At 72.1% G+C, this 20,459-nt stretch carries 17 protein-coding genes and 2 riboswitches; of the genes, 13 read left to right on the top strand and 4 right to left on the bottom strand.

Annotation, left to right across the window (positions count from 1 at the left end; translation table 11 throughout):
- The first annotated feature begins 71 nt into the window (after positions 1 to 71).
- The 3 genes from IEZ31_RS01095 to IEZ31_RS01085 are packed head-to-tail and all read left to right on the top strand — an operon-like array spanning position 72 to position 3,067.
- Positions 72 to 1,049, top strand: coding sequence for an ABC transporter permease (locus IEZ31_RS01095; RefSeq protein ID WP_190247764.1), 978 nt, complete (start codon positions 72 to 74; stop codon positions 1,047 to 1,049).
- Positions 1,046 to 2,074: an ABC transporter ATP-binding protein gene (locus IEZ31_RS01090; RefSeq protein ID WP_190247763.1), complete on the top strand. Its 1,029-nt coding sequence runs from the start codon at positions 1,046 to 1,048 to the stop codon at positions 2,072 to 2,074. Before IEZ31_RS01095 ends, IEZ31_RS01090 begins: the two co-directional genes overlap by 4 nt.
- A 21-nt stretch (positions 2,075 to 2,095) precedes the next feature.
- Complete coding sequence (locus tag IEZ31_RS01085; RefSeq protein WP_190247762.1) at positions 2,096 to 3,067, top strand: ABC transporter ATP-binding protein; 972 nt, start codon at positions 2,096 to 2,098, stop codon at positions 3,065 to 3,067.
- Here the strand turns inward: IEZ31_RS01085 and IEZ31_RS01080 are convergent.
- Positions 3,055 to 3,771: a response regulator transcription factor gene (locus tag IEZ31_RS01080; protein WP_190247761.1), complete on the bottom strand. Its 717-nt coding sequence runs from the start codon at positions 3,769 to 3,771 to the stop codon at positions 3,055 to 3,057. The genes IEZ31_RS01085 and IEZ31_RS01080 overlap by 13 nt on opposite strands.
- 282 nt (positions 3,772 to 4,053) lie before the next feature.
- Here IEZ31_RS01080 and IEZ31_RS01075 point away from each other — a divergent pair, with 282 nt between their 5' ends.
- Positions 4,054 to 6,615 (top strand): collagenase, encoded by a 2,562-nt coding sequence (locus tag IEZ31_RS01075; RefSeq protein WP_190247760.1) that lies wholly within the window; start codon positions 4,054 to 4,056, stop codon positions 6,613 to 6,615.
- 81 nt (positions 6,616 to 6,696) lie between these two features.
- On the opposite strand, the gene IEZ31_RS01070 is transcribed toward IEZ31_RS01075, so the two are convergent.
- Positions 6,697 to 8,469 (bottom strand): ABC transporter substrate-binding protein, encoded by a 1,773-nt coding sequence (locus IEZ31_RS01070; RefSeq protein WP_190247759.1) that lies wholly within the window; start codon positions 8,467 to 8,469, stop codon positions 6,697 to 6,699.
- Between the two features lie 373 nt (positions 8,470 to 8,842).
- Between IEZ31_RS01070 and IEZ31_RS01065 the strand changes: the two genes are divergently transcribed.
- The 6 genes from IEZ31_RS01065 to glyA all read left to right on the top strand — a co-directional run bounded on the left by IEZ31_RS01065 (position 8,843) and on the right by glyA (position 14,924).
- Positions 8,843 to 10,189 carry an aminopeptidase P family protein gene (locus tag IEZ31_RS01065; RefSeq protein WP_190247797.1) on the top strand — a complete coding sequence of 449 codons (1,347 nt, stop codon included), beginning with the start codon at positions 8,843 to 8,845 and terminating at the stop codon, positions 10,187 to 10,189.
- Between the two features lie 155 nt (positions 10,190 to 10,344).
- The gene (locus IEZ31_RS01060) at positions 10,345 to 11,346 is read left to right on the top strand and encodes a proline racemase family protein (protein ID WP_190247758.1); all 1,002 of its coding nucleotides are present in this window, start codon (positions 10,345 to 10,347) and stop codon (positions 11,344 to 11,346) included.
- Positions 11,343 to 12,707: an aldehyde dehydrogenase family protein gene (locus tag IEZ31_RS01055; RefSeq protein WP_190247757.1), complete on the top strand. Its 1,365-nt coding sequence runs from the start codon at positions 11,343 to 11,345 to the stop codon at positions 12,705 to 12,707. The genes IEZ31_RS01060 and IEZ31_RS01055 overlap by 4 nt, the downstream gene beginning before the upstream one ends.
- A gap of 108 nt (positions 12,708 to 12,815) precedes the next feature.
- Positions 12,816 to 12,907, top strand: a riboswitch (glycine riboswitch).
- Positions 12,908 to 13,004, top strand: a riboswitch (glycine riboswitch).
- Between the two features lie 47 nt (positions 13,005 to 13,051).
- Positions 13,052 to 13,228: a hypothetical protein gene (locus tag IEZ31_RS01050; protein WP_190247756.1), complete on the top strand. Its 177-nt coding sequence runs from the start codon at positions 13,052 to 13,054 to the stop codon at positions 13,226 to 13,228.
- Positions 13,229 to 13,233: 5 nt separating this feature from the next.
- A complete protein-coding gene (gcvH, locus tag IEZ31_RS01045) occupies positions 13,234 to 13,626 on the top strand; it encodes a glycine cleavage system protein GcvH (RefSeq protein ID WP_190247755.1) in 393 nt (130 codons plus the stop codon).
- The gene (gene glyA, locus IEZ31_RS01040) at positions 13,623 to 14,924 is read left to right on the top strand and encodes a serine hydroxymethyltransferase (protein ID WP_190247754.1); all 1,302 of its coding nucleotides are present in this window, start codon (positions 13,623 to 13,625) and stop codon (positions 14,922 to 14,924) included. Before gcvH ends, glyA begins: the two co-directional genes overlap by 4 nt.
- A gap of 5 nt (positions 14,925 to 14,929) precedes the next feature.
- Here glyA and IEZ31_RS01035 read toward each other — a convergent pair whose 3' ends face one another.
- Both IEZ31_RS01035 and IEZ31_RS01030 read right to left on the bottom strand, forming a co-directional pair.
- Entirely contained in the window at positions 14,930 to 16,489 is a 1,560-nt protein-coding gene (locus IEZ31_RS01035; protein ID WP_229833906.1) for a GGDEF domain-containing protein, read from the bottom strand.
- Between the two features lie 176 nt (positions 16,490 to 16,665).
- Positions 16,666 to 17,373, bottom strand: a complete 708-nt coding sequence (locus tag IEZ31_RS01030; RefSeq protein WP_229833904.1) for a GntR family transcriptional regulator — start codon at positions 17,371 to 17,373, stop codon at positions 16,666 to 16,668.
- A 157-nt stretch (positions 17,374 to 17,530) separates the two neighbouring features.
- Here IEZ31_RS01030 and IEZ31_RS01025 point away from each other — a divergent pair, with 157 nt between their 5' ends.
- Genes IEZ31_RS01025 through IEZ31_RS01015 form a run of 3 tightly spaced genes read left to right on the top strand, consistent with a single transcriptional unit; the run spans position 17,531 to position 20,453 of the window.
- Complete coding sequence (locus IEZ31_RS01025; RefSeq protein WP_229833902.1) at positions 17,531 to 18,730, top strand: NAD(P)/FAD-dependent oxidoreductase; 1,200 nt, start codon at positions 17,531 to 17,533, stop codon at positions 18,728 to 18,730.
- Positions 18,727 to 19,023: a (2Fe-2S)-binding protein gene (locus tag IEZ31_RS01020; RefSeq protein ID WP_190247752.1), complete on the top strand. Its 297-nt coding sequence runs from the start codon at positions 18,727 to 18,729 to the stop codon at positions 19,021 to 19,023. The genes IEZ31_RS01025 and IEZ31_RS01020 overlap by 4 nt, the downstream gene beginning before the upstream one ends.
- The gene (locus tag IEZ31_RS01015) at positions 19,023 to 20,453 is read left to right on the top strand and encodes an FAD-dependent oxidoreductase (RefSeq protein WP_190247751.1); all 1,431 of its coding nucleotides are present in this window, start codon (positions 19,023 to 19,025) and stop codon (positions 20,451 to 20,453) included. The genes IEZ31_RS01020 and IEZ31_RS01015 overlap by 1 nt, the downstream gene beginning before the upstream one ends.
- Positions 20,454 to 20,459 lie beyond the last annotated feature (6 nt).

The following is a 20,459-nucleotide window of genomic DNA, read 5'->3' as shown; positions in this document are numbered from 1 at the left end:
ACCCGATCCCCGGGCTCGGTCAGACGTTCGATCCGTCAGGCCGGGCCCGGCAGCAACCCAGGCAGGACATCGTGCTGTTGTACACCCTCAAACGGCTCGTCAGCGCCGTCTGCGTCATCGCGGCCACCCTCGTGGTGAGCTTCGCGCTGTTCTTCGTCGCGCCCACCGACCCGGCCGGGGCGATCTGCGGCAACCGCTGCACCCCGCAACGCGCCGCCGACATCACCCGCAGCCTCAGCCTCGACCGCCCGGTCACGGTGCAGTTCCGCGACTACGTCACGGGTCTGTTCGCCGGCCGGGACTTCAGCGCCGGCGGGGCCGTGGTGCACTGCTCGGCGCCGTGCCTGGGCTACTCGTACACCCTCGGACAGCCGGTGACGACCCTGCTCGCCCAGGCCGTGCCGGTGACCCTCTCGATCGTCGTCGGGGCCGCCGTCGTGTACCTGGTCGTCGGCGTGCTCGCCGGGACGTACGCCGCGCGGCGGCGCGGCACGCTCGTCGACCGCGCCGCCGTCGGGGTCACCCTCACGGTGAGCTCGGTGCCCTATTTCGTCGTCGCGCTGATCGTCGCGCTGTACGCGACCGCGCTGCCGCCTTCGGCCTACCACTCGCCGCTGGACGACCCGCTCGCCTGGGCCGGCGGCCTCAGCGCCGCGTGGCTCACGCTCGGGCTCGCCAACGCCGCGGCGTACACCCGCTACTCCCGCGCCGCGATGGTCGACATCCTCAACGAGGACTTCTTGCGCACCGCCCGGGCCAAGGGGGCCTCGCCGCGACGGGTCGTCTACCGGCACGGCCTGCGCGCCGCACTCACCCCGGTCGCCACGATCTTCGGCCTGGACCTGGCGCTGCAGCTGACCGGTGCCATCTTCACCGAGAGCATCTTCGGCCTGCCCGGGCTCGGCGTGCTCACGCTGCGCGCCTTCAACCAGTTCGACCTGCCGGTGCTCATGGGCGGCGTCCTGGTGGGCGCCGTGGTGCTGGTCGCCATGAACCTGATCGTGGACCTGCTGTACACGGTGCTCGACCCGCGGGTACGGCTGGCATGAGCGATGCCTTCGTCCAGGTGCGGGACCTGACCGTGCAGTTCCCGATCGCCGGCAGGATGATCCGCGCCGTCCAGGGCCTCAGCTATGACGTGGACCTGGGTCGGACGCTGGCCATCGTCGGCGAGTCCGGATCCGGCAAGAGCGTCTCCAGCCTGGCCCTGCTCGGCCTGCACGACCGGCGGCGCAGCGTCATCACCGGCTCGATCAGCATCGGCGGTCGCGAGTTCGTCGGCATGCCGGAGGCGAAGCTGCGCCACCATCGCGGCAACACGGCCGCGATGATCTTCCAGGATGCCCGGGCCAGCCTCCATCCGTACCTCACCGTCGGCTACCAGATCGCCGAGGCGTACCGGCTGCACCACCGCACCACCCGCCGTGCCGCCCGCGCGCACGCCGTCGACATGCTCGGCCGCGTCGGCATCCCCCATCCGGCGCGCCGCGCGGACGACTATCCCCACGAGTTCTCCGGCGGCATGTGCCAGCGCGTCATGATCGCCATGGCGCTGGTCAACGACCCGAAGCTGCTCATCGCCGACGAGCCGACCACCGCGTTGGACGTCACCGTCCAGGCCCAGATCCTCGGGCTCATCGCCGGTCTGCGCGACGAGTTCGGTTCGGCCGTCATCCTCATCACCCACGACCTCGGGGTCGTCACCGACGTGTGCGACGACGTACTGGTCATGTATGCCGGCCGCGGTGTCGAGCACGGCCCGGTGCGCAGCGTTCTGGGCAGCCCGACCCATCCGTACACCTGGGGCCTGTTGGAGAGCCTGCCGTCGCTGTCCGGGCCGGCGGGCGGCCGGCTGCATCCCATCCCCGGCGCGCCACCGGACCCGCTCGAACCGTTGCCCGGCTGCCCGTTCCACGCACGGTGCGAGTTCCGTGACCGGGTCGCCGACGGCCGGTGCCGCACGCACCTGCCGGACCTCGCCGTGCGCACCGGCGACGACGCGCATCGTTCCCGCTGCCACCTCGCCGTTCCCGACGCGGTCTTCGCCGCCGAGATCGCACCCCGCCTGCTCTGAGCACCCGGAAAGGTCGACGCCGTGCCTGACGTACCGCTGCTGGAGGTCCGCGACCTCGTCAAACACTTCACCGCGCGGCCCGGCCGCGGCCGGCGCACGGTCGCGGCGGTGGACGGGGTCGCCTTCACCGTGCGCGAGGGCGAGACGCTTGGCCTGGTCGGCGAGTCGGGCAGCGGCAAGTCGACCATCGGCAGACTCGTGACGCGGTTGTTGCGGCCGGACCGCGGCGAGATCCGGCTCGCCGGGCGCGACGTCGCGGCGCTGTCCGCGCGGGCCATGCGCCCGCACCGGCGCGACGTGCAGCTCGTCTTCCAGGACCCGTACTCCTCGCTGAACCCGCGCCACACCGTCGGCGACATCCTCGGCATGGCGTTGCGGGTCCATGACACGGTGCCCAAGCCGCAGGTCGCGTCCCGCACCCGGGAGCTGCTCGGTCAGGTCGGGCTCGACCCCGCCCACGCCGGCCGCTACCCGCACGAGTTCTCCGGCGGGCAACGGCAGCGTATCGGCATCGCCCGCGCGCTCGCGGTCCAGCCGCGGCTCATCGTCGCCGACGAACCGGTCTCGGCGCTCGACGTGTCGATCCAGGCGCAGGTCATGAACCTGCTGGAGGACCTGCGCGCCGACCTCGGCCTGGCGTTCCTGTTCATCTCCCACGACCTTGCCGTGGTGCGCCACTTCTGCGATCGCGTTGCCGTGCTGTACCGGGGGCGGATCGTGGAGATCGGCGGGCGCGACCAGCTCTACACCGATCCGCGGCACCCGTACACGCAGACCCTCCTGGCCGCCGTCCCGGACATCGCGTGGCTGCGCGGGGGAGGGGTGCGGCGCAGCCGTGACGTCCCACCCTCCGCGCCCGCGGTGGAGCCGGGCCCGCAGCCGGGATGCCGCTTCCGGGCGCGCTGCCCGGTGGCCGTGCCGGTCTGCGCCGAGTCCGAGCCGGCGCTCACGGTCCGTGCCGACGGGCACCAGGCGGCCTGTCACGTGCGGTGATGCTCGCCGGCGCGGTCGGTCGCGTGCAGCGACACGCCCTTGCCGCGCACGGTGTGCAGGTAGCGCACCCGCGCCGCCGGTTCACCGAGCTTGGCCCGCAGCCGGTGGACGAGCACGTCGATCCCGTTGGTCGACGTCGTCCCGCCGGGGCCGAGCCGGGTCCGCAACACCGCGCGGGACACCACGCGGCCCGGATGTTCGGCGAGGCACGCCAGCAGGTCGAACTCCCGGCGAGTGACGGCCACCGGCACGCCGTCCAGGGACACCCGGCGCTCCGCCACGTCGACGCGCAACGCGCCGACCACGCACGGCGCCGGTGGCGGTGCGGCGGGCACCCGGCGCAGCAACGCACCGATCTTCGCGTCCAGCACCGCCGGTTGCGCCGGCTTGGGCAGGTAGCCGTCGGCGCCGCCGCGCAGCGCCTGCAGCACCTGTTCCTCGGCGCCGTCCGCCGTGTGCAGCATCACCGGCCGGCGAGAGCCGAGGCACACCAACCGCAGCAGCAGCAACCCGTCCACCGTCGGCAGGAACGGGTCGATGAGGACGACATCGGGCCGTTGATGGGTGTGGCACGTGAGGTCGGCCAGCACCCGGCCGGCCGCGTGCAACGACACGTCCGACACGACGTGTCCGTACTGCGTCAGCCCGGTCGCCAGGGTCCGGCGGTATGCGCAGTCCTCGTCGATGATCAGGAGGTTCGCCACGTCAGCCATCCGAGGTTGGGGTCCGAACGATCGCAGAATCTCACGCCCGCGCGCCCGGTCCTCATAGCCGGCGCCATAGCGTCCGCTGATCGCCGTGGGTTCGCCGTCGTCCCGTAAAGGTTGTGGAAAGCTGTCGCGCGGTCGAACCTGACCGTCCCATGTGGACCGGTTGTCGGCGGTCTCCCGCGGTGGTTAGCGTCCAGCGCCGAGCAAAACATCGAAGCACGTAATCATCTGATGGTTGGTTCGTGCTTCGGCTCGCCAAACCCCCAAGGAGATCGCATGACCACAAGTCAGATCCGGCGAAGAATCGCCCGGCTGTCCGGCGCGGCGCTGCTGCTCGCGCTCGCCGGCGGGTTGACGGCAGTGCCGGCCGCCGCCGGCCCGCCCGCACCCTCCGGTGCGGCGGCCGCCTCGGCCGGGGCGACCCAGGCGCCGCCCACCGCCGCCGACCCCGCCACCACCGACCGGCACCTGAACAGGCAGGCGCAACCGGTCGACCGCCGCGCGCCGCGACCGGCCGCCACGACCGCCACGCGGACCGACTACGACCGGCCCGACGCCACCGCGCGCCGGGCCCGCCCGTCGGACCGCGCCTCGCTCGCGGCAGCCGCCTGCAACGTCTCGGACTTCACCAGCCGGACCGGATCGGCCCTGGTGAGTCAGATCAAGGCGTCCTCGGTCGACTGCATCAACGGCCTGTTCAGCCTCTCCGGCAGCGACGCCTACTACGCCTTCCGTGAGGCGCAGATGGCCAGCGTCGCCTACGCGGTGCGCGACGGCGCGTCGAGCTACCCCGGCAACTCCAGCACCGGGATGCCGCAGCTGGTGCTCTACCTGCGCGCCGGCTACTACGTGCAGTGGTACGACACCTCCGTCGGCACCTACGGCACGACGCTGCAGACGGCCATCCGGGCCGGCCTGGACGCGTTCTTCGCCAGCTCGCGCGTGTGGGACGTCAGCGACGCCAACGGCGAGACGCTCTCCGAGGCGGTGACGCTGATCGACAGCGCGCAGGAGAACGCCCGCTACCTGTACGTCGTCAACCGGCTGCTGACCAGCTACAACTCGTCCTACAACGCGTCGTGGTACATGCTCAACGCGGTCAACAACGTCTACACGGTGCTGTTCCGGGGCCACCAGGTGCCCGCGTTCGTCACCGCGGTGCAGTCCGACCGGACCGTGCTGAACAACCTGTACAACTTCGCGGCGGGCCACCTCGACCTGCTCGGCACCGACAACAGCTTCCTGACCTCCAACGCGGGCCGGGAGCTGGGCCGGTTCCTGCAGGAGACCGCGCTGCAGCCCACCGTCCGGCCGCTGGCCGCCGGACTGCTGAACAGCAGCAGCATCACCGGCCGCACCGCACCGCTGTGGGTCGGCGTGGCCGAGATGACGCAGTACTACGACGCGGCGAACTGCAGCTACTACAACACCTGCAACCTCGCCGCGCGGCTGACCAGCTCGGTGCTGCCGATCAACTACACCTGCAGCGCGTCGATCCGCATCATCGCGCAGAGCATGACCTCGTCCGAGCTCAGCCAGAGCTGCAGCAGCCTGCAGTCACAGGACGCGTACTTCCACAGCGTGGTGTCCGACAGCGGCCCGGTGTCCGGTGACGTGAACACGGACATCGAGGTCGTGGTGTTCGACTCCAGCACCGACTACCAGACCTACGCCGGCGCGATCTACGGCATCGACACCAACAACGGCGGCATGTACCTGGAGGGCAACCCGTCGGACCCGAACAACCAGGCGCGGTTCATCGCCTACGAGGCCGAGTGGGTCCGGCCCACCTTCCAGATCTGGAACCTCAACCACGAGTACACCCACTACCTCGACGGCCGGTACAACATGTACGGTGACTTCTCCGCGAACGTCACCACGCCGACCATCTGGTGGATCGAGGGCTTCGCCGAGTACATCTCGTACTCGTACCGCGGCGTGACCTACACCAGCGCGCAGACGCAGGCCGGCTACCACACGTACACGTTGCGCACGCTGTTCGACACCACGTACAGCAACGACCAGACCCGCATCTACAACTGGGGTTACCTGGCCGTCCGGTACATGCTCCAGTCGCACCGCTCCGACGTCATGACCCTGCTGGGCTACTACCGGTCCGGCGCGTACACGACCGCCCGCAGCTACCTGACCGGCACCATCGGCAGCCGGTACGACGCCGACTTCGACGCGTGGCTGACCCGTTGCGCGGCCGGCAACTGCGGCGGCAGCACCACTCCGCCCACCAACCAGCCGCCCACCGCGGCGTTCACCGTCGCTACGACCGGCCTCACCGCCAGCTTCACGGACCGCTCGACGGACAGTGACGGCAGTATCGCCTCGCGCCAGTGGACCTTCGGCGACGGCACCACCTCCACCGCCACCAACCCGAGCAAGACCTACAGCGCGGCCGGCACCTACACGGTCACCCTGAAGGTCACCGACAACCAGGGCGCCACCGCCACGACGAGCCAGTCGGTCGCCGTCACCAGCGGCGGCGGCACCACGTTGCCCGAGTGCACCGGCTCCGACGTGCGCACGCTCGACCGCAACTGCCAGCGCGCCGCACGCTCCGCCACCGCGGGCAACTACGACTACCTCTACATCTACCTGCCGTCCGGGGTCGCGACCCTCACCGTCACCGCCGCCGGCGGCACCGGCAACTGCGATCTCTACTACAGCCCGACCAGCTGGGCGACGACCACCAGCGCCACGCGCTCGTCCACCGGCACCACCAACGCCGAGACGCTGACCATCACCAACCCGACCGCCGGCTACAACTACATCAGCCTGTACGGCCGGACCGCCTGCTCCGGCGTCACCGTCAGCACCCGCTACTGACCGAACCCGCGCCAGGATGCTCCCCGTGCCGTGTCCCGGCACGGGGAGCATCGCGCTTGGCGCCGGTCTCCGGGCCCCGCCTCAGGCGAGGTACAGGGCACACAGATCCGGCTGGCCGAACTGCGGATGGATGAACCCGTTGCGCACGTGCGCACCGGCCATCCGCAACGCCTTGATGTAGAACACCGGGATGCTGACCGCCTGGGCCTGGATCGCCTCGTCCAGCGCGCCCCACAGCCGGTACTGCCGCTCCAGGTCCGACTCGGCCAGCGCTTCGTCGATCAGCGCGTTGATCCGCGGGTCGTTGAAGTTGGCGTAGTCGGTGTTGCCCGCGGACCCGTCCTTCGGCAGGTGCCGGCCGTCGAACTGCGGCGGGATCACCGCCGAGCCGTTCGGCCAGTCCGGCACCCATCCGGCCCACATCATGTCGTTGCCGTTGGCCGGGTTCCCGATGCCGGTGGAGTAGTACGACTGCGAGGGATACGGCCTGCGGACGACCTCGATCCCGATGTGCTGGTAGGACTCCACCACCGTGCTGATCGCCCGCGCGACGTCGCTCGAATCCGGATACGCCAGCCGGATGCGGGCCGGGCACGGCCGGCCTGCCGCCGCGGCCTGCTGCAGCAGTCGCCGCGCGTGCTCCGGGTCGCCGTCCGGGTTCGCGATCGAGCCGTAGAGGTCGAACGCCCGGTGCGACTTCAACTGCGGCGCGAGCATCGTCGTGGCGAACTCCCCGACGACGAAGCCACCGAGCGCGGCCCGCAGCCGCCGCTTGTTCAGCGCGTAGGTGAGTGCCTGCCGGCAGGAGAGCTCGGGCAGCGTGCGGGTGTTGAGCGCGAAGTACCGCACCCCGCCGGTGCTGCCGACGACCGCGCGGCGGGACAGCACCGGATCGTTGATGATCTGCTGGACGAAGTTCGGGGCCGCGTCCCGGTCGATCGCGATCGTGTCCGCCCAGGCGCCGTCGCTCTCGACGAGCTTCGCGGTCACCACGGTGGTGTCGTTGCGCCAGGTGATGACGATCCGGTCGGGATGCGCGCCGCGAACGGCGTCGGTGCGCCGCTGCCAGAACGGATTGCGGGCGAGCACCAGCTCCTGCGCGGTCGACCACTCGATCCGGTAGGGCCCGTTGGAGAACGGGCGGTGGTCGTAGGCCTCCTTGGTGTCCTTCGCGGCGGGCACCGGCGCGAACACCGACAGCGCCACTGCGTAGCCGAAGTCGCCGACGGGCTGTTTGAGATGGAAGCGGATGCTCTGTGGCGTCAAGCACTCGATCGAGCGCAGGCCGGCGCCGTCGGCGCCCGCCGCGAACGGGCCGGTGTACGGCTGCGGGTTCGGTCGCAGGTACTGGCTGGGATACCGCGCGCCGTCGGCGAACTGCGGCGAGAAGCTGCGCTGGATGCCGTACTTGACGTCGGCGCATGTCACCGGGCTGCCGTCCTCCCACCGCACGCCGTCCTTGAGCGTGAAGTCCCACACCTGATTGCGCTCGCTCGGCCGGCCCGCGTCCGTGGCCAGATCCCCGACGACCTCGCTCGCCGCGGAGCCCGGCACCGAGCGGAACGTCGTCAACGTCCGGGTCAGCAACCGGCTGACGTTGGCCTCGGTGACGGCATACACCCGCTGCGGGTCGAGATGCGCCAGCGCGCCGCCGATCACCACGCGCAGGGTTCCGCCGTCGCGCGGGACCGGCGGCCGCTCGTCGCCGTCGTCGTGACAGGCACCCAGGACGAGCGCGGCGACGAGCACGACACCGACCCTGGAGCGGGTCGCGTGCCGGACGGTCCGCGACCGGTCGGGTGCCGGTGCGGCGGGGGAAACGGTTGCCGACGACGTCGGGCGCAGCACCTGCATGGCGACCCCTCGAATCGACCGGGGCCGGTGCGGCCCTGTGCGGGTTCGGGCCCCGTGCAGTGTGCGATGTTATCTGTAACATATTACATTGTCCACGCCGCCGGGAGTGCGGTGCCGCGGGCGGACCGGGCCCGGGACGGTGCCGGTGACCGCGCGCGACCATAGCGAATTCCTATGCCCGCGCTGATGAGCCGACCCGTGCCGGCGGTGCGACGCTGGACCTCGCACGCCGGCCGGGGGCAGTCGCTTTCCGGGTCACCGGAGCAGCGCTCGGTCCAGCACGCCACCGACCTCGTGGAAGGAACCCGTGACACAGCCGCCCCTGCGCAGAGGCAGCCATGACCTGCCCGTCAGCCGCACCCTGGCCGAGTTCATGCGGACCGGCTGGGCGGACACCGAGCAGGCCGACCTGCCCGCGGACCCCGTCGTACCGTACACGCGTGCCCGCCGCGAACTGCTCCACGCGCAGTTCGCCGGCCACCGCCTGGTGGTGCCCGCCGGTGGCGACCTGCGCCGCAGCAACGACACCGACTTCCGGTTCCGCCCGCACTCCAGCTACACGTGGCTCACCGCGGACCAGTCCTCCGACGGTGTCCTGGTCTTCGCCCCGGACGGGGCGGCCACGCTGTTCCTGCGTCCCCGCAGCGATCGCAAGGACGACGAGTTCTACCGCGACCGCCGCTACGGCGAGCTGTGGAACGGCCGGCGTCGCACCCTGCTGGAGAGTGCGCGCCGCTGCGGGATTCCCACCCGGCACATCACCGAACTCGAACACGAGCTGCGGGCGCCCGCGGCGACGCTCGTCCTGCGGGACGTGGACCCGCGTGTCGACCGGTTGGTGCCGCCGAACGACAGCGGCGCCGACGCCGAGTTCGCGGCGGCGCTGGACGAGCTGCGGCTGGTCAAGGACGACTGGGAGGTCGCGCAGCTGGAGCAGGCGGTCGCCGCCACCACCCGTGGGTTCGAGGACGTGGTCCGTGCCTTGCCGCAGGCACGTGGCACCTCGGAGCGATACCTGGAAGGCGTCTTCTGGACGCGGGCCCGGGTGGAGGGCAACGACGTCGGCTACCACTCGATCGTCGCGGCCGGCGCCCACGCCGCCACGCTGCACTGGACCAGCAACGACGGCCCGGTCCGCGACGGCGACCTGCTGCTGCTCGACGCGGGAGTCGAGACCCGGACGCTGTACACCGCCGACATCACGCGGGTCCTGCCGATCTCCGGGCACTTCACCCCGCTCCAGCGGGATCTGTACGAGCTGTGCCGGCGGGCCAACGACGTGGCGCTGGCCTGCCTGCGCCCCGGCGCGCCGTTCCGGGCCTTCCATCGGGCGGCCATGGCGGTGCTCGCCCAAGGCCTGGAGGACCTCGGGGTCCTGCCGTGCTCGGCCGCCGAGGCGCTCGACGAGGAGTTCGGCGTCCACCGCAGGTGGACCCTGTGCGGGTCGGGGCACATGCTCGGGCTGGACGTCCATGACTGCGCGGCGGCCCCGGCCAACCGATACCTCGACGGTGTGCTCAGGTCCGGGCACGTCCTGACCGTCGAACCCGGCCTCTACTTCCAGCCCGACGACGAGCTCATCCCGGCCGAGCTGCGCGGCATGGGATTCCGCATCGAGGAGGACATCCTCATCACCTCGGACGGCTACCGCGTCCTGTCGGCCGACCTGCCGCGCACCGCCGCGGATGTCGAGGCCTGGATGCACCGGGTCGCCGCCTGACGCGTAAGCGTCCAACGAGACCTGCTCCGTGGGGAGGGGCCCGTTGCCCCCTGTCCTCGTGCCTGGGCAGGGGGCAAGGGTCTGGGACCGCACCGGCCGATCGCTCACCCGCCCGCCACCGTCACGATCGAACCCAGCACCCGGAGGCCACCCGAATGCGTTCCAGGCACCTCTTCCACGCGGTGGACTCGCATACCGAGGGCATGCCCACCCGCGTCATCACCGGGGGAGTCGGCGTCATTCCCGGCGGCAGCATGGCCGAGCGACGCCGGCATGTCATCGAGCACCTCGACCATCTGCGGACCCTGCTGATGTACGAGCCGCGCGGGCACGCCGCGATGAGCGGTGCGATCCTGCAACCGCCCACGCGCTCCGACGCGGACTGGGGTGTGGTGTACATCGAGGTGTCCGGCTGCCTGCCGATGTGCGGGCACGGCACGATCGGCGTCGCGACCGTCCTCGTCGAGACCGGCATGGTGCCGGTGACGGAGCCGATCACCACGATCAGGCTGGACACCCCCGCCGGACTCGTGGTCGTCGACGTGCACGTCCGGGACGGCGCCGCGACCGCCGTCACGCTCACCAACGTGCCGTCGTACCTCGACGCGGCCGACCTCACCGTCGCCGTCGACGGCTTCGGCGACGTCCGCTACGACATGGCGTACGGCGGCAACTTCTACGCCATCCTGCCGCTGGAGCGGTTGGGGCTGCCGTTCGAACGGGGTGCTGCCGGGAGGATCCTCGATGCCGGACTGGCGGTCATGGCGGCGATCAACGAGCAGCGCCGGCCGGAGCATCCCGAGGATCCGAGCATCGCCGGCTGCCGGCACGTCTATCTTGCCGCGCCGGGCTCGGACGCCACCCGGTCGCGGCACGCGATGGTGATTCACCCCGGCTGGTTCGACCGGTCCCCGTGCGGCACCGGCACCAGTGCGCGCATGGCCCAGCTGCACAGCCGCGGCGAACTGCCGTTGGACACCGACTTCCGCAACGAGTCGTTCATCGGCAGCCAGTTCACCGGGCGGCTCGTCGCGGCCACCACCGTGGCGGGGCGGCCCGCGGTCGTGCCGGCGATCACCGGCCGGGCCTGGATCACCGCGACGGCACAGTACCTGCTCGATCCCACCGACCCCTTCCCGAAGGGTTTCCTGCTGTGAACTCCGTGCAGAGCCGATCGCCGCAGCAACCGGACGACATCGTCATCACCGTGCCCGCTTCCGGGATGAGCGGCGTGGTGGCCGCCGTCGAGCGGGTCCGGCTGGCGCAACGCGAGTGGGGCGGGCGCAGCGCCGCCGAGCGCAGCGCCGCGCTCACCGCCGCCGCGCAGCGGGTGGACACCGCCCGTGACGAACTCATCGCGCTCGCCGTCCGGGAGGTCGGCAAGCCGGTCACCGAGGCGACCGCCGAACTGGACCGGACCCTGGCGATCCTGCGGTACTACGCGCAGCAGGTCTTCGACCCGGCCGGTGCCGTGCACGAGCCGAGCGGCACGGGCCTGCTGTTCACCCGTCGCCGCCCGCTCGGCGTCGCCGGTCTCATCACGCCGTGGAACTTCCCGTTCGCCATCCCGGTCTGGAAGGCCGCGCCCGCGCTCGCCGCGGGCAACGGCGTCGTGCTCAAACCCGCGCCGCAGGCCACCGCGTGCGCCATCCGGCTGTTCGACCTGCTGGCCGGCGCGCTGCCCGACGGGCTCGTCGCAGTCGTCCCGGGCTACGCGACGGAAGGTCAGGTGCTGACCTCCACCACCGACGTCGTGTCGTTCACCGGCTCGGTGCAAGCCGGAACGGTGGTGGCGGCGCGGGCGGTCACCACCGGCGTTCCGGTGCAGGCCGAGATGGGCGGGCACAACCCGGCGATCGTGCTGCCGGACGCGGACGTCGACCGCGCCGCCCGGCACATCGTCGCCGCCGCCTACGGCTATGCGGGACAGAAGTGCACGGCCACCCGCCGGATCATCAGTGTCGGCACGGCCACCGAGCCGCTGCGCGAGGCGTTGCTGATGGCGATCGACGAGTTGCCCTGCGGGGACCCGACCGACCCGAAGACGGCGTGCGGCCCGGTGATCGAAGCGACCGCCCGCACCCGGCTGCTCGCCGCGGCTCGCGAGGTCCGCGAGGCGGGAGGTCACGTGCTGGCCGGGGGCACCGCATCGGGCAACCTCGTCGCGCCGATGCTCGTCGGCGGCCTCTCCGAGGGCCACGCGCTGGCCCGGCGCGAGACGTTCGGACCGTTCTGCCTGTTGCAGCCGGCCGCGGACCTGCCGACCGCGGTCGAGATGGCCAACAGTGGCGCGTACGGGCTGGTGAGCGCGGTGTACACGGCCGACCTGGGACACGCGCTGCACTTCGTCGACGAGTTGCAGACCGGGCTGGTGAAGGTGAACGCGCCGACTACGGGTGTCGACTTCCACCTGCCGTTCGGTGGCGCGAAGGCGTCCAGCTACGGCCCGCCGGAACAGGGCAAGGCGGCGATGGACTTCTACACCGCGGTCCGGACGGTGACGGTCCAGCCGGGCTGAACCAGCGCGGCGCGCACGGCGGTCGCCGGTCCCGGAGCATGCTGACGCACGCCTTGACGCGCGGCGGTCCGAGCTCTACGGTCGGCACCACAACCGCATATCGGCTGTCGACCCGCAACGGGAGAGTCCTCGATCGTTCGAGGCGCCGAAGGAGCAACCCTCCCCGGGAATCTCTCAGGCACAGGTACCGCTGCGGCGAGGCGACTCTGGAAAGTCAGGACGCTGTCCTGCGCCCACGGTGCAAACCGCCGGACCACGGCGGTGAAGCTCTCAGGTTCCGATGACAGAGCGGGGAGGTCACCCATCGGTGCCGCAGCGGCGGCATCACCATCAGGGAGCCTCTCGTGGTCAAGCACCGCACCGCGCTTCACGACGCGCACCGCGTCCTGGGCGCCACCTTCATCACCTTCGCCGGCTGGAAGATGCCGCTGCGCTACAGCAGCGAGCTGCTCGAACACCACGCCGTGCGCACAAACCACGTCGACGTGGACGTTGTCGCCATGCCCTTCGTCCGGAGATGAGTGCCATGCCTTCCGTTCCCCGCGACCTGCGGTACACCAAAGACCACGAGTGGCTCGCGATCGGCGACGACGTGTCCGTCAGCGGGGTGACCGCCGTCGCCGCCGAGGCGCTCGGCGACGTCGTGTACCTGGACCTGCCCGCGGTCGGCGCCACGCTGCGCGCCGGCGAGCCGTGCGGCGAGGTCGAGTCCACCAAGGCGGTCAGCGACCTGTACGCCCCCGCCGACGGCGTCGTCGTCGAGGTCAACGCCGACGTGGTCGCCGATCCGGGCCTGGTCAACACCGAGCCGTACGGCCGGGGCTGGCTGCTGCGGCTGCGGATCACCGGCACACCCGACCTGCTCGACGCACAGGCCTACGCGGCCCTGGTCGGCGCGGACGTCGAGGAGCCCCGGTGACCGGCGTGCTCGACGAGGCACTGGCCGTCGTCGATCCCGAGGTCGCCGGGGCGCTCGACCGGGAACTGCGCCGGCAGCAGGACACCCTGGAGATGATCGCGTCGGAGAACTTCGCGCCCGTGGCGGTGCTGCAGGCCCAGGGCAGCGTGCTGACCAACAAGTACGCCGAGGGATACCCGGGCCGCCGCTACTACGGCGGCTGCGAACACGTCGACGTGGTGGAGCGCCTCGCGATCGATCGCGTGTGCGAGCTGTTCGGCGCCGAGTACGCCAACGTGCAGCCGCACTCCGGCGCGCAGGCCAACGCGGCGGCCATGGCCGCGCTGCTCGAGCCCGGCGACACGATCCTCGGCCTCGACCTCGCGCACGGCGGTCACCTCAGCCACGGCATGCGCCGCAACTTCTCCGGCCTGCTGTACCGGGCGGTGCCGTACCACGTGCGCGACCACGACGGCCTCGTCGACATGGACGAGGTCGGCGACCTCGCCCGGACCCACCGGCCCAAGATGATCATCGCCGGCTGGTCGGCGTATCCGAGGCACCTCGACTTCGCCGCGTTCCGCCGGATCGCCGATTCGGTCGGGGCCCTGCTGATGGTCGACATGGCGCACTTCGCCGGGCTGGTCGCCGCCGGGCTGCACCCCAATCCGGTGCCGCACGCCGACGTGGTCACCACGACCACGCACAAGACGCTCGGCGGCCCGCGAGGCGGGGTGATCCTGTCCACCGCCGAGCAGGCGAAGCGGCTCGCCGCGGCCGTCTTCCCCGGCCAGCAGGGCGGGCCCCTGGAGCACGTCGTCGCCGCGAAGGCGGTGGCGTTCCGGATCGCCAGGTCCGATGAGTTCCGCGCGCGGCAGGCGCGCACCCTGCAGGGCGCACGCATCCTCGCCGGCCGGCTGTGCGCCGCCGACGCGGCCACCGCGGGCGTGCGCGTGCTGACCGGCGGCACCGACGTCCACCTGGTGCTCGTCGACCTCCGGACATCCGAGCTCGACGGGCGGCAGGCCGAGGACCGGCTGCACGCCATCGGCATCACCGTCAACCGCAACGCGGTGCCGTTTGACCCCAGGCCGCCGATGGTCACGTCGGGCCTGCGTATCGGCACCGCGGCGCTCGCCACCCGCGGCTTCGAGGCGGACGACTTCCGCGAGGTCGCCGACATCGTCGCGCAGGCGCTGCATCCGGCGCTCGACGCCGCGGCCATGGCACTCCTGCGCGCCCGCGTGAGCGGGCTGGCGTCCCGGCGGCCGCTGTATCCCAGGCTCGGCGCGGTGTCGCAGGACGGTTCCCCGGCATGACGCGGTCAACGAGGCTGCATGCTTGCGGCCCGCTCGTGTTCGGGGCCGCCGGTGCCACGCCGGGAGTGCTTGCGGCTGTACATCCGTTCGTCGGCCCGTTGCATCAGCGCGGAGGTGGTGACGCCGTCGTCGGGCGCGGTGGCGATGCCGATGCTCGCTCCGACGCACGCGTGCCTCCCGCCGACGACGACCGGTTCGGCGACGCGCCGGCAGATGTCGTCGACGACCTCGTCGACGGCCGCGGGTGAGGCGGCATCGCGCAGCAGCACGCAGAACTCGTCGCCGCCGAGCCGGGCGATCGTGTTCGGGGTCCGGACCACCTCGGCCAGGCGGGTGGCCGTCTCCTGCAGCAGGACGTCGCCGACGTCGTGTCCCAGGGTGTCGTTGACCGCCTTGAACCCGTCCAGGTCCACGAAGAGGATCGCGACCAGCTCGTCCGGGCGACGCTGGGTCAGCGCCTCGTCGGCGCGCTCCAGGAACATGGCCCGGTTGGGCAGCTGGGTCAACGCGTCGTGCATCGCCCGCCAGCGCATGGTCGCGATGAGATCGATGGTGCGCAGCGCCGCGGTCGCGGTCGCCGCGAGCGCCGCCAGCGCCTGCTCGTCCTCGGCGCGGAAGCGTTCGTTGGTGGTGCGGGGCTCGGCGAGCAGCAGCAGCGGTGTGCCGTCCGGCCGGTGGACGACCGCGTGGATCTCGCCCTTGCGGGCCGGCCGGTCGAGGTACTGGACCTGCCGGGACCGCAGCATCCGGGCCGCGTGGTCGGGCGTGCTCTGCAGGATCGCGGCCGGGTCGGCGCACTGTTGCAGGTGCAGCACCGCGTCGGAGAGCACCGAGCTGCGGATGTTGGCCAGCTGCGAGCGGACCAGCGCGCGGGAGATCACCATGAGCATGCCGATCGGCACCACCAGCAACGGGGCGGCGGCCGGCGCGTCGCGGATGATCGCGACGGCCAGGCACGCCAACGCGCCTTGCGCGCACCCGACCAGCAGCTCCACGCCGATGCTCGCGTTGAACAGTGCCAACGCGTTGCGGCCGCGGGCGAAGTAGGCGGTCACGGCGACGACGGCGAGCGTGCCCGTCTCGCCGAGTATGCCCAGGACCAGCGTGCTGGCCAGCAGCTGGGGAAAGCCGCTGAGCCATCCCTCCACGAGCGGCTTGACCGCGATGACGCCTGCCCACACCGTCGTCGCGGCGGTGAGGTGGGCCACCCGGACCATGGTGTTCATGGACAGCGTCCAGCACGCGACGATCATCCCGACCGCGACGCACTGCACGGCGACGCTGAACGGCACGATGTGCGCCGCGACGACGTAGACGGTGGTGTCGAGAAGAATCGTCACCTCGCCGCGCAGGCCGGACATCACCAAAGGTGATCGAGCGACGACGGCCAGCGCGAGCGCGGTCAATGCGACAGCGGCCGCGTCCTGCTGCAGCACGTGCGGCTGGCCGAACCTCTCTGCCCATTGCGTCCCGGACAATGCCAGGACCGCCACACCGACGACCGCTGACACGGCGGTGAAGGCGCGAAACGCCGGTCGCTGCTCCGGGGGCCGCACCGCGCTCATCGGGTCACCTCACCTTCGTGGCCTTCCTGCCGCACCCGCGAGCCCCGGGCTGCACGGCGATTAGCTCATCGGCGACGCACGACCACACATGAGCCCGGACCTCGCCGATCTCCGCCCGCGGGGTCGGCGGGCGTTCGTGCGCGGTTTCCGGCGGCGCTGTTTCCCGATGGCGGCGATCAATGAGCGGTTTCGGGGCGATCGGCCCAGATTCCGCGGACGTGACGCAAATGGCGGCGGGTGTGTTCCACGATCGCACGTTTGTTCTTCGTGCGCAGCAGTTCGACGAGCTGCAGATGTTCGCTCGCCGAGTCGATCAGCGTGCCCTCGCTGAGCAGGGTGCCCAGACCGTACAGCCGGCTGCGGTTGCGCAGGTCGGCGACCAGGGCGGTGAGTCGCGAATTGCCGGCGAAGGTGAGCAGCGTCAGGTGGAACGCCGTGTCGGCCTCGATGTATCCGACGACGTCCGACATGCGCGCGGCGCCGACGATGGCGTCCGCCAGCGACTGCAGGCGCCTGAGCTGTTCGTCGGTGAGCCGGCCGGCCAGTCCCGCGACGGTCGGCACCTCGAGGAGCTCGCGGATCTGGGTGATCTCGTCCAGCTCCTCGTCGGAGATCGAGTTGACCCGGAAACCCTTGTTCTTGGCGATGGTCACCAGGTCCTCCTTCGCGAGGTCGAGGATCGCCTCGCGGACCGGAGTCGGGGACACGCCGAATTCCCTCGCCAGGGTCGGGGCGGAGTAGAGCACGTCCGGACGCAACCGCCCGGCGATGATCGCGGCCCGGAGCGCCTGCGTGACGTCCTCCCGCAGGCTGCGCCGGTGTCGCATGACCGGCAGGCCGAGGCCGGCGTCTCCGCCCGCCCCTGACGGGTCTTCCGGACTCATCTCTCGCCACCTTCCACCTCGATGCGCCGGGCGGCCCCCGGCTCGGCGCCCTGGCATTTTCGCCTACGCCGGGCCCGGCGGACAGAGCGGGTGCGGCATTCGGCCGCTGCCGCTGCCGCCCGTTGTCATCGACTGTGGTGTGTGACATATTACTGGCGTGCTGGATGTGCCCCGCGGAACCGATGTGGTGGTGATCGGCGCCGGGATCGTCGGCGCGGCCTGCGCCTACGCCGCGTCACGCGCCGGCCTGCGGGTGGCGGTGCTCGATCGTGGACCGGTCATCGGCGGCACCACCGGCGCGGGGGAGGGCAACATCCTCGTCTCGGACAAGGGTCCGGGGCCGGAGCTCGACCTCGCCCTGCTGTCGAGCACGTTGTGGCGGCAGTTCGGCGCGGAGCACGGCGACACCGTCGAGTACGAGTCGAAGGGCGGCCTGGTCGTCGCCGCCGACGAGGCCGACATGCAGGCGTTGCGCCGGTTCGCGGACGCGCAGCGAGCGGTCGGCGTGCAGACCCAGGTCGTCGCACCGGACGACCTGGCGGAACTGGAGCCCCACCTCGCCCCGGGACTCGCCGGCGGCGTCCAATACCCGCAGGATGCCCAGGTCCAGCCGATGCTCGCGGCGGCGTTGCTGCTGCGCCTCGCCCGCGAACGCGGCGCCACGGTCCACCCGGACACGCCGGCGATCGCACTGCGTCGCGGCCGGCACGGACGGGTTACCAGCGTCGGCACCCCGGGCGGCGTGATCCCGGCGCAGTTCGTGGTCAACGCGGCGGGAGTCTGGGCCGGTCACGTCGCCGCGCTCGCCGGTGTGCGGATGCCGGTGCTGCCGCGGCGGGGCTGCATCCTCGTCTCGCAGCCGCTGCCGGTGATCGTCCGGCACAAGGTCTACGGCGCCGGCTACACGAGCGACGTCCTGAGCGACGCCGCCGACCTGCAGATCTCACCGGTCATCGAGGGCACCCGAGCCGGCACCGTGCTCATCGGTGCCAGCCGGGAGCGGGTCGGGTTCGACCGGGCGATGCCGGTGCCGGTGCTGGCCCGGCTCGCCGCGCTGGCGATCGGCCTGTTCCCCGTGCTCGCCGACAGCTCGGTCATCCGGGCCTACCTCGGGTTCCGGCCGTACCTGCCGGACCACCTGCCGGCGCTGGGCGCCCACCCCCGGGTGCCCGGACTGTTGCACGCGTGCGGTCACGAGGGCGCCGGGATCGGTCTCGCCCTTGCCTCGGGCCACCTCATCGGCCAGCTGCTCACCGGCGCCGAGCCGGCGCTCGACCTGCGTCCGTTCCGGCCCGACCGGTTCGGCGACCCGGCAGACGACCCGCGCCCCGGCGCGCTCACCGAGGAGGCGACGTGAGTCAACCACCGGCGTCCTGGCGGCTCGTCCGCGCCGATCCCGATCCGCCGTTCGAGATCACCGTGGACGACCGGCCGGTGCCCGCCGTCCCGGGGCAGACGATCGGCGCCGCGCTGTGGGCGGCCGGCGTGCGGAGCACCCGGCAGACCCGCGGCGCCGGCCGCCCCCGCGGACTGTTCTGCGGCATCGGGATCTGCTTCGACTGCCTGGTCACCGTCAACGACCGGCCGGCGCTGCGCGCGTGTCAGATCGAGGCCCGCCCCGGCGACGTCGTGCGCACCGGGACCATGTGATGACCACATACGACGCGATCGTCATCGGCGCCGGCCCGGCCGGCATGTCCGCCGCCCGCACGGCGGGGGAGGCAGGTCTGCGCGTCGCACTCGTCGACGCCGCACCGCGCCTGGGCGGGCAGTACCACCGGCAGCCGCCGGGCACGTTCCACGCCGCCCGGCCGCAGGCGCTGCACCACGGCTGGCGGCACTTCGCGGCCCTGCGCGATCGCCTGGCCCGGCTCGCTGGAGTCACACACCTGCCCGATCACCACGTGTGGTCGGTGGAACGGGCGGACGACCTGGTCACCGTGCGCGCCGTGACCGAGCCGCGCCGACCGGTGGGCGTCACGATCCGCGGGCGGGCGCTGCTGGTCGCCACCGGCGGTTACGACCGGCAACTGCCGTTCCCCGGCTGGGACCTGCCCGGGGTGCTGACCGCCGGCGCGGCCCAGGCACTGCTCAAGGGAAATCTGGTGCTCGCGGGACACCGCGTGGTGGTGGCGGGGTCGGGACCGTTCCTGCTGCCGGTGGCCGCCGGGCTGGGCCGCGCCGGCGCCACCGTGGCCGGTGTCTACGAGGCCGCGCGCACCAGCCGGTTCCTGCGCCACGCGTCGACCCTCGCCCGCAACGCCGGCAAGGTCGCCGAGGCCGCGCGATACCACACGACGCTGCTGCGCCACGGCACCCCGGTGCACAACGGCTGGGCGGTCGTGGCCGCGCACGGCGACACGCGGCTGGACGCGGTGACGGTCGCGCGACTGGACCGCGCCGGCAGTCCCGTGCCGGGGACCCGGCGCCGCGTGGCGTGCGACACCCTGGCGATCGGCTACGGGTTCGCCCCGCAGATCGAGCTGCTGGCGCAGCTCGGCTGCGCCACGCGAGTCGACGCCGACGGCAGCGTGGTCGTCGACGTCGACGCCGGGCAGCGCACCGACGTGCCGTCGGTCTACGCCGCCGGTGAGGTGACCGGCATCGGCGGCGCGGCGCTCTCCGAGGTGGAAGGGACCATCGCCGGACTCGCGATCCGCGCCGCCGCCGGACGGCCGGGCGCGATCCCCGGACGGTTGCTGTCCCGCCGGACCGCACTGCGCCGGTTCGCCGCCGCCATGCACGACGTCTACCGGATCCCCGCCGGGTGGGCCGACTGGCTCACGCCGGCCACGATCGTCTGCCGCTGCGAGGAGGTCCCCGCAGTACACGTGCGCGCGGCGGTCGAGCGGGACGGCGCGGTGCAGCTGCGCACCGCGAAACTGCTCACCCGCGCCGGCATGGGCTGGTGCCAGGGACGAGTCTGCGGACACGCCGTTGCCGCACTCGTCACCCGCTTCGGGGGTCGGCCGGCGACGCCGGCCGACCTCGCCGCGTGGGCCGGCCGGCCCATCGCGCAACCCGTACCGCTGCGTCTGCTGGCCGACGCCGCACCCGATCCGTCCGCATCGCAACCGTAGGAGGAC

Origin of the sequence: Dactylosporangium sucinum, assembly GCF_014647515.1 — a bacterium.
In the GTDB taxonomy this organism is placed as follows: Bacteria; Actinomycetota; Actinomycetes; order Mycobacteriales; family Micromonosporaceae; genus Dactylosporangium; species Dactylosporangium sucinum.
This window is presented reverse-complemented; position numbering and strand designations above follow the sequence as displayed.

Excerpts from the sequence above, each read along its gene's own strand:
- IEZ31_RS01030 (WP_229833904.1), bottom strand. The coding sequence starts at position 17,373 with ATGAGTCCGGAAGACCCGTCAGGGGCGGGCGGAGACGCCGGCCTCGGC.
- IEZ31_RS01015 (WP_190247751.1), top strand. The coding sequence starts at position 19,023 with ATGACCACATACGACGCGATCGTCATCGGCGCCGGCCCGGCCGGCATG.
- IEZ31_RS01060 (WP_190247758.1), top strand. The coding sequence starts at position 10,345 with ATGCGTTCCAGGCACCTCTTCCACGCGGTGGACTCGCATACCGAGGGC.
- IEZ31_RS01075 (WP_190247760.1), top strand. The coding sequence starts at position 4,054 with ATGACCACAAGTCAGATCCGGCGAAGAATCGCCCGGCTGTCCGGCGCG.
- IEZ31_RS01090 (WP_190247763.1), top strand. The coding sequence starts at position 1,046 with ATGAGCGATGCCTTCGTCCAGGTGCGGGACCTGACCGTGCAGTTCCCG.
- gcvH (WP_190247755.1), top strand. The coding sequence starts at position 13,234 with ATGCCTTCCGTTCCCCGCGACCTGCGGTACACCAAAGACCACGAGTGG.
- IEZ31_RS01070 (WP_190247759.1), bottom strand. The coding sequence starts at position 8,469 with ATGCAGGTGCTGCGCCCGACGTCGTCGGCAACCGTTTCCCCCGCCGCA.
- IEZ31_RS01065 (WP_190247797.1), top strand. The coding sequence starts at position 8,843 with ATGCGGACCGGCTGGGCGGACACCGAGCAGGCCGACCTGCCCGCGGAC.
- IEZ31_RS01035 (WP_229833906.1), bottom strand. The coding sequence starts at position 16,489 with ATGAGCGCGGTGCGGCCCCCGGAGCAGCGACCGGCGTTTCGCGCCTTC.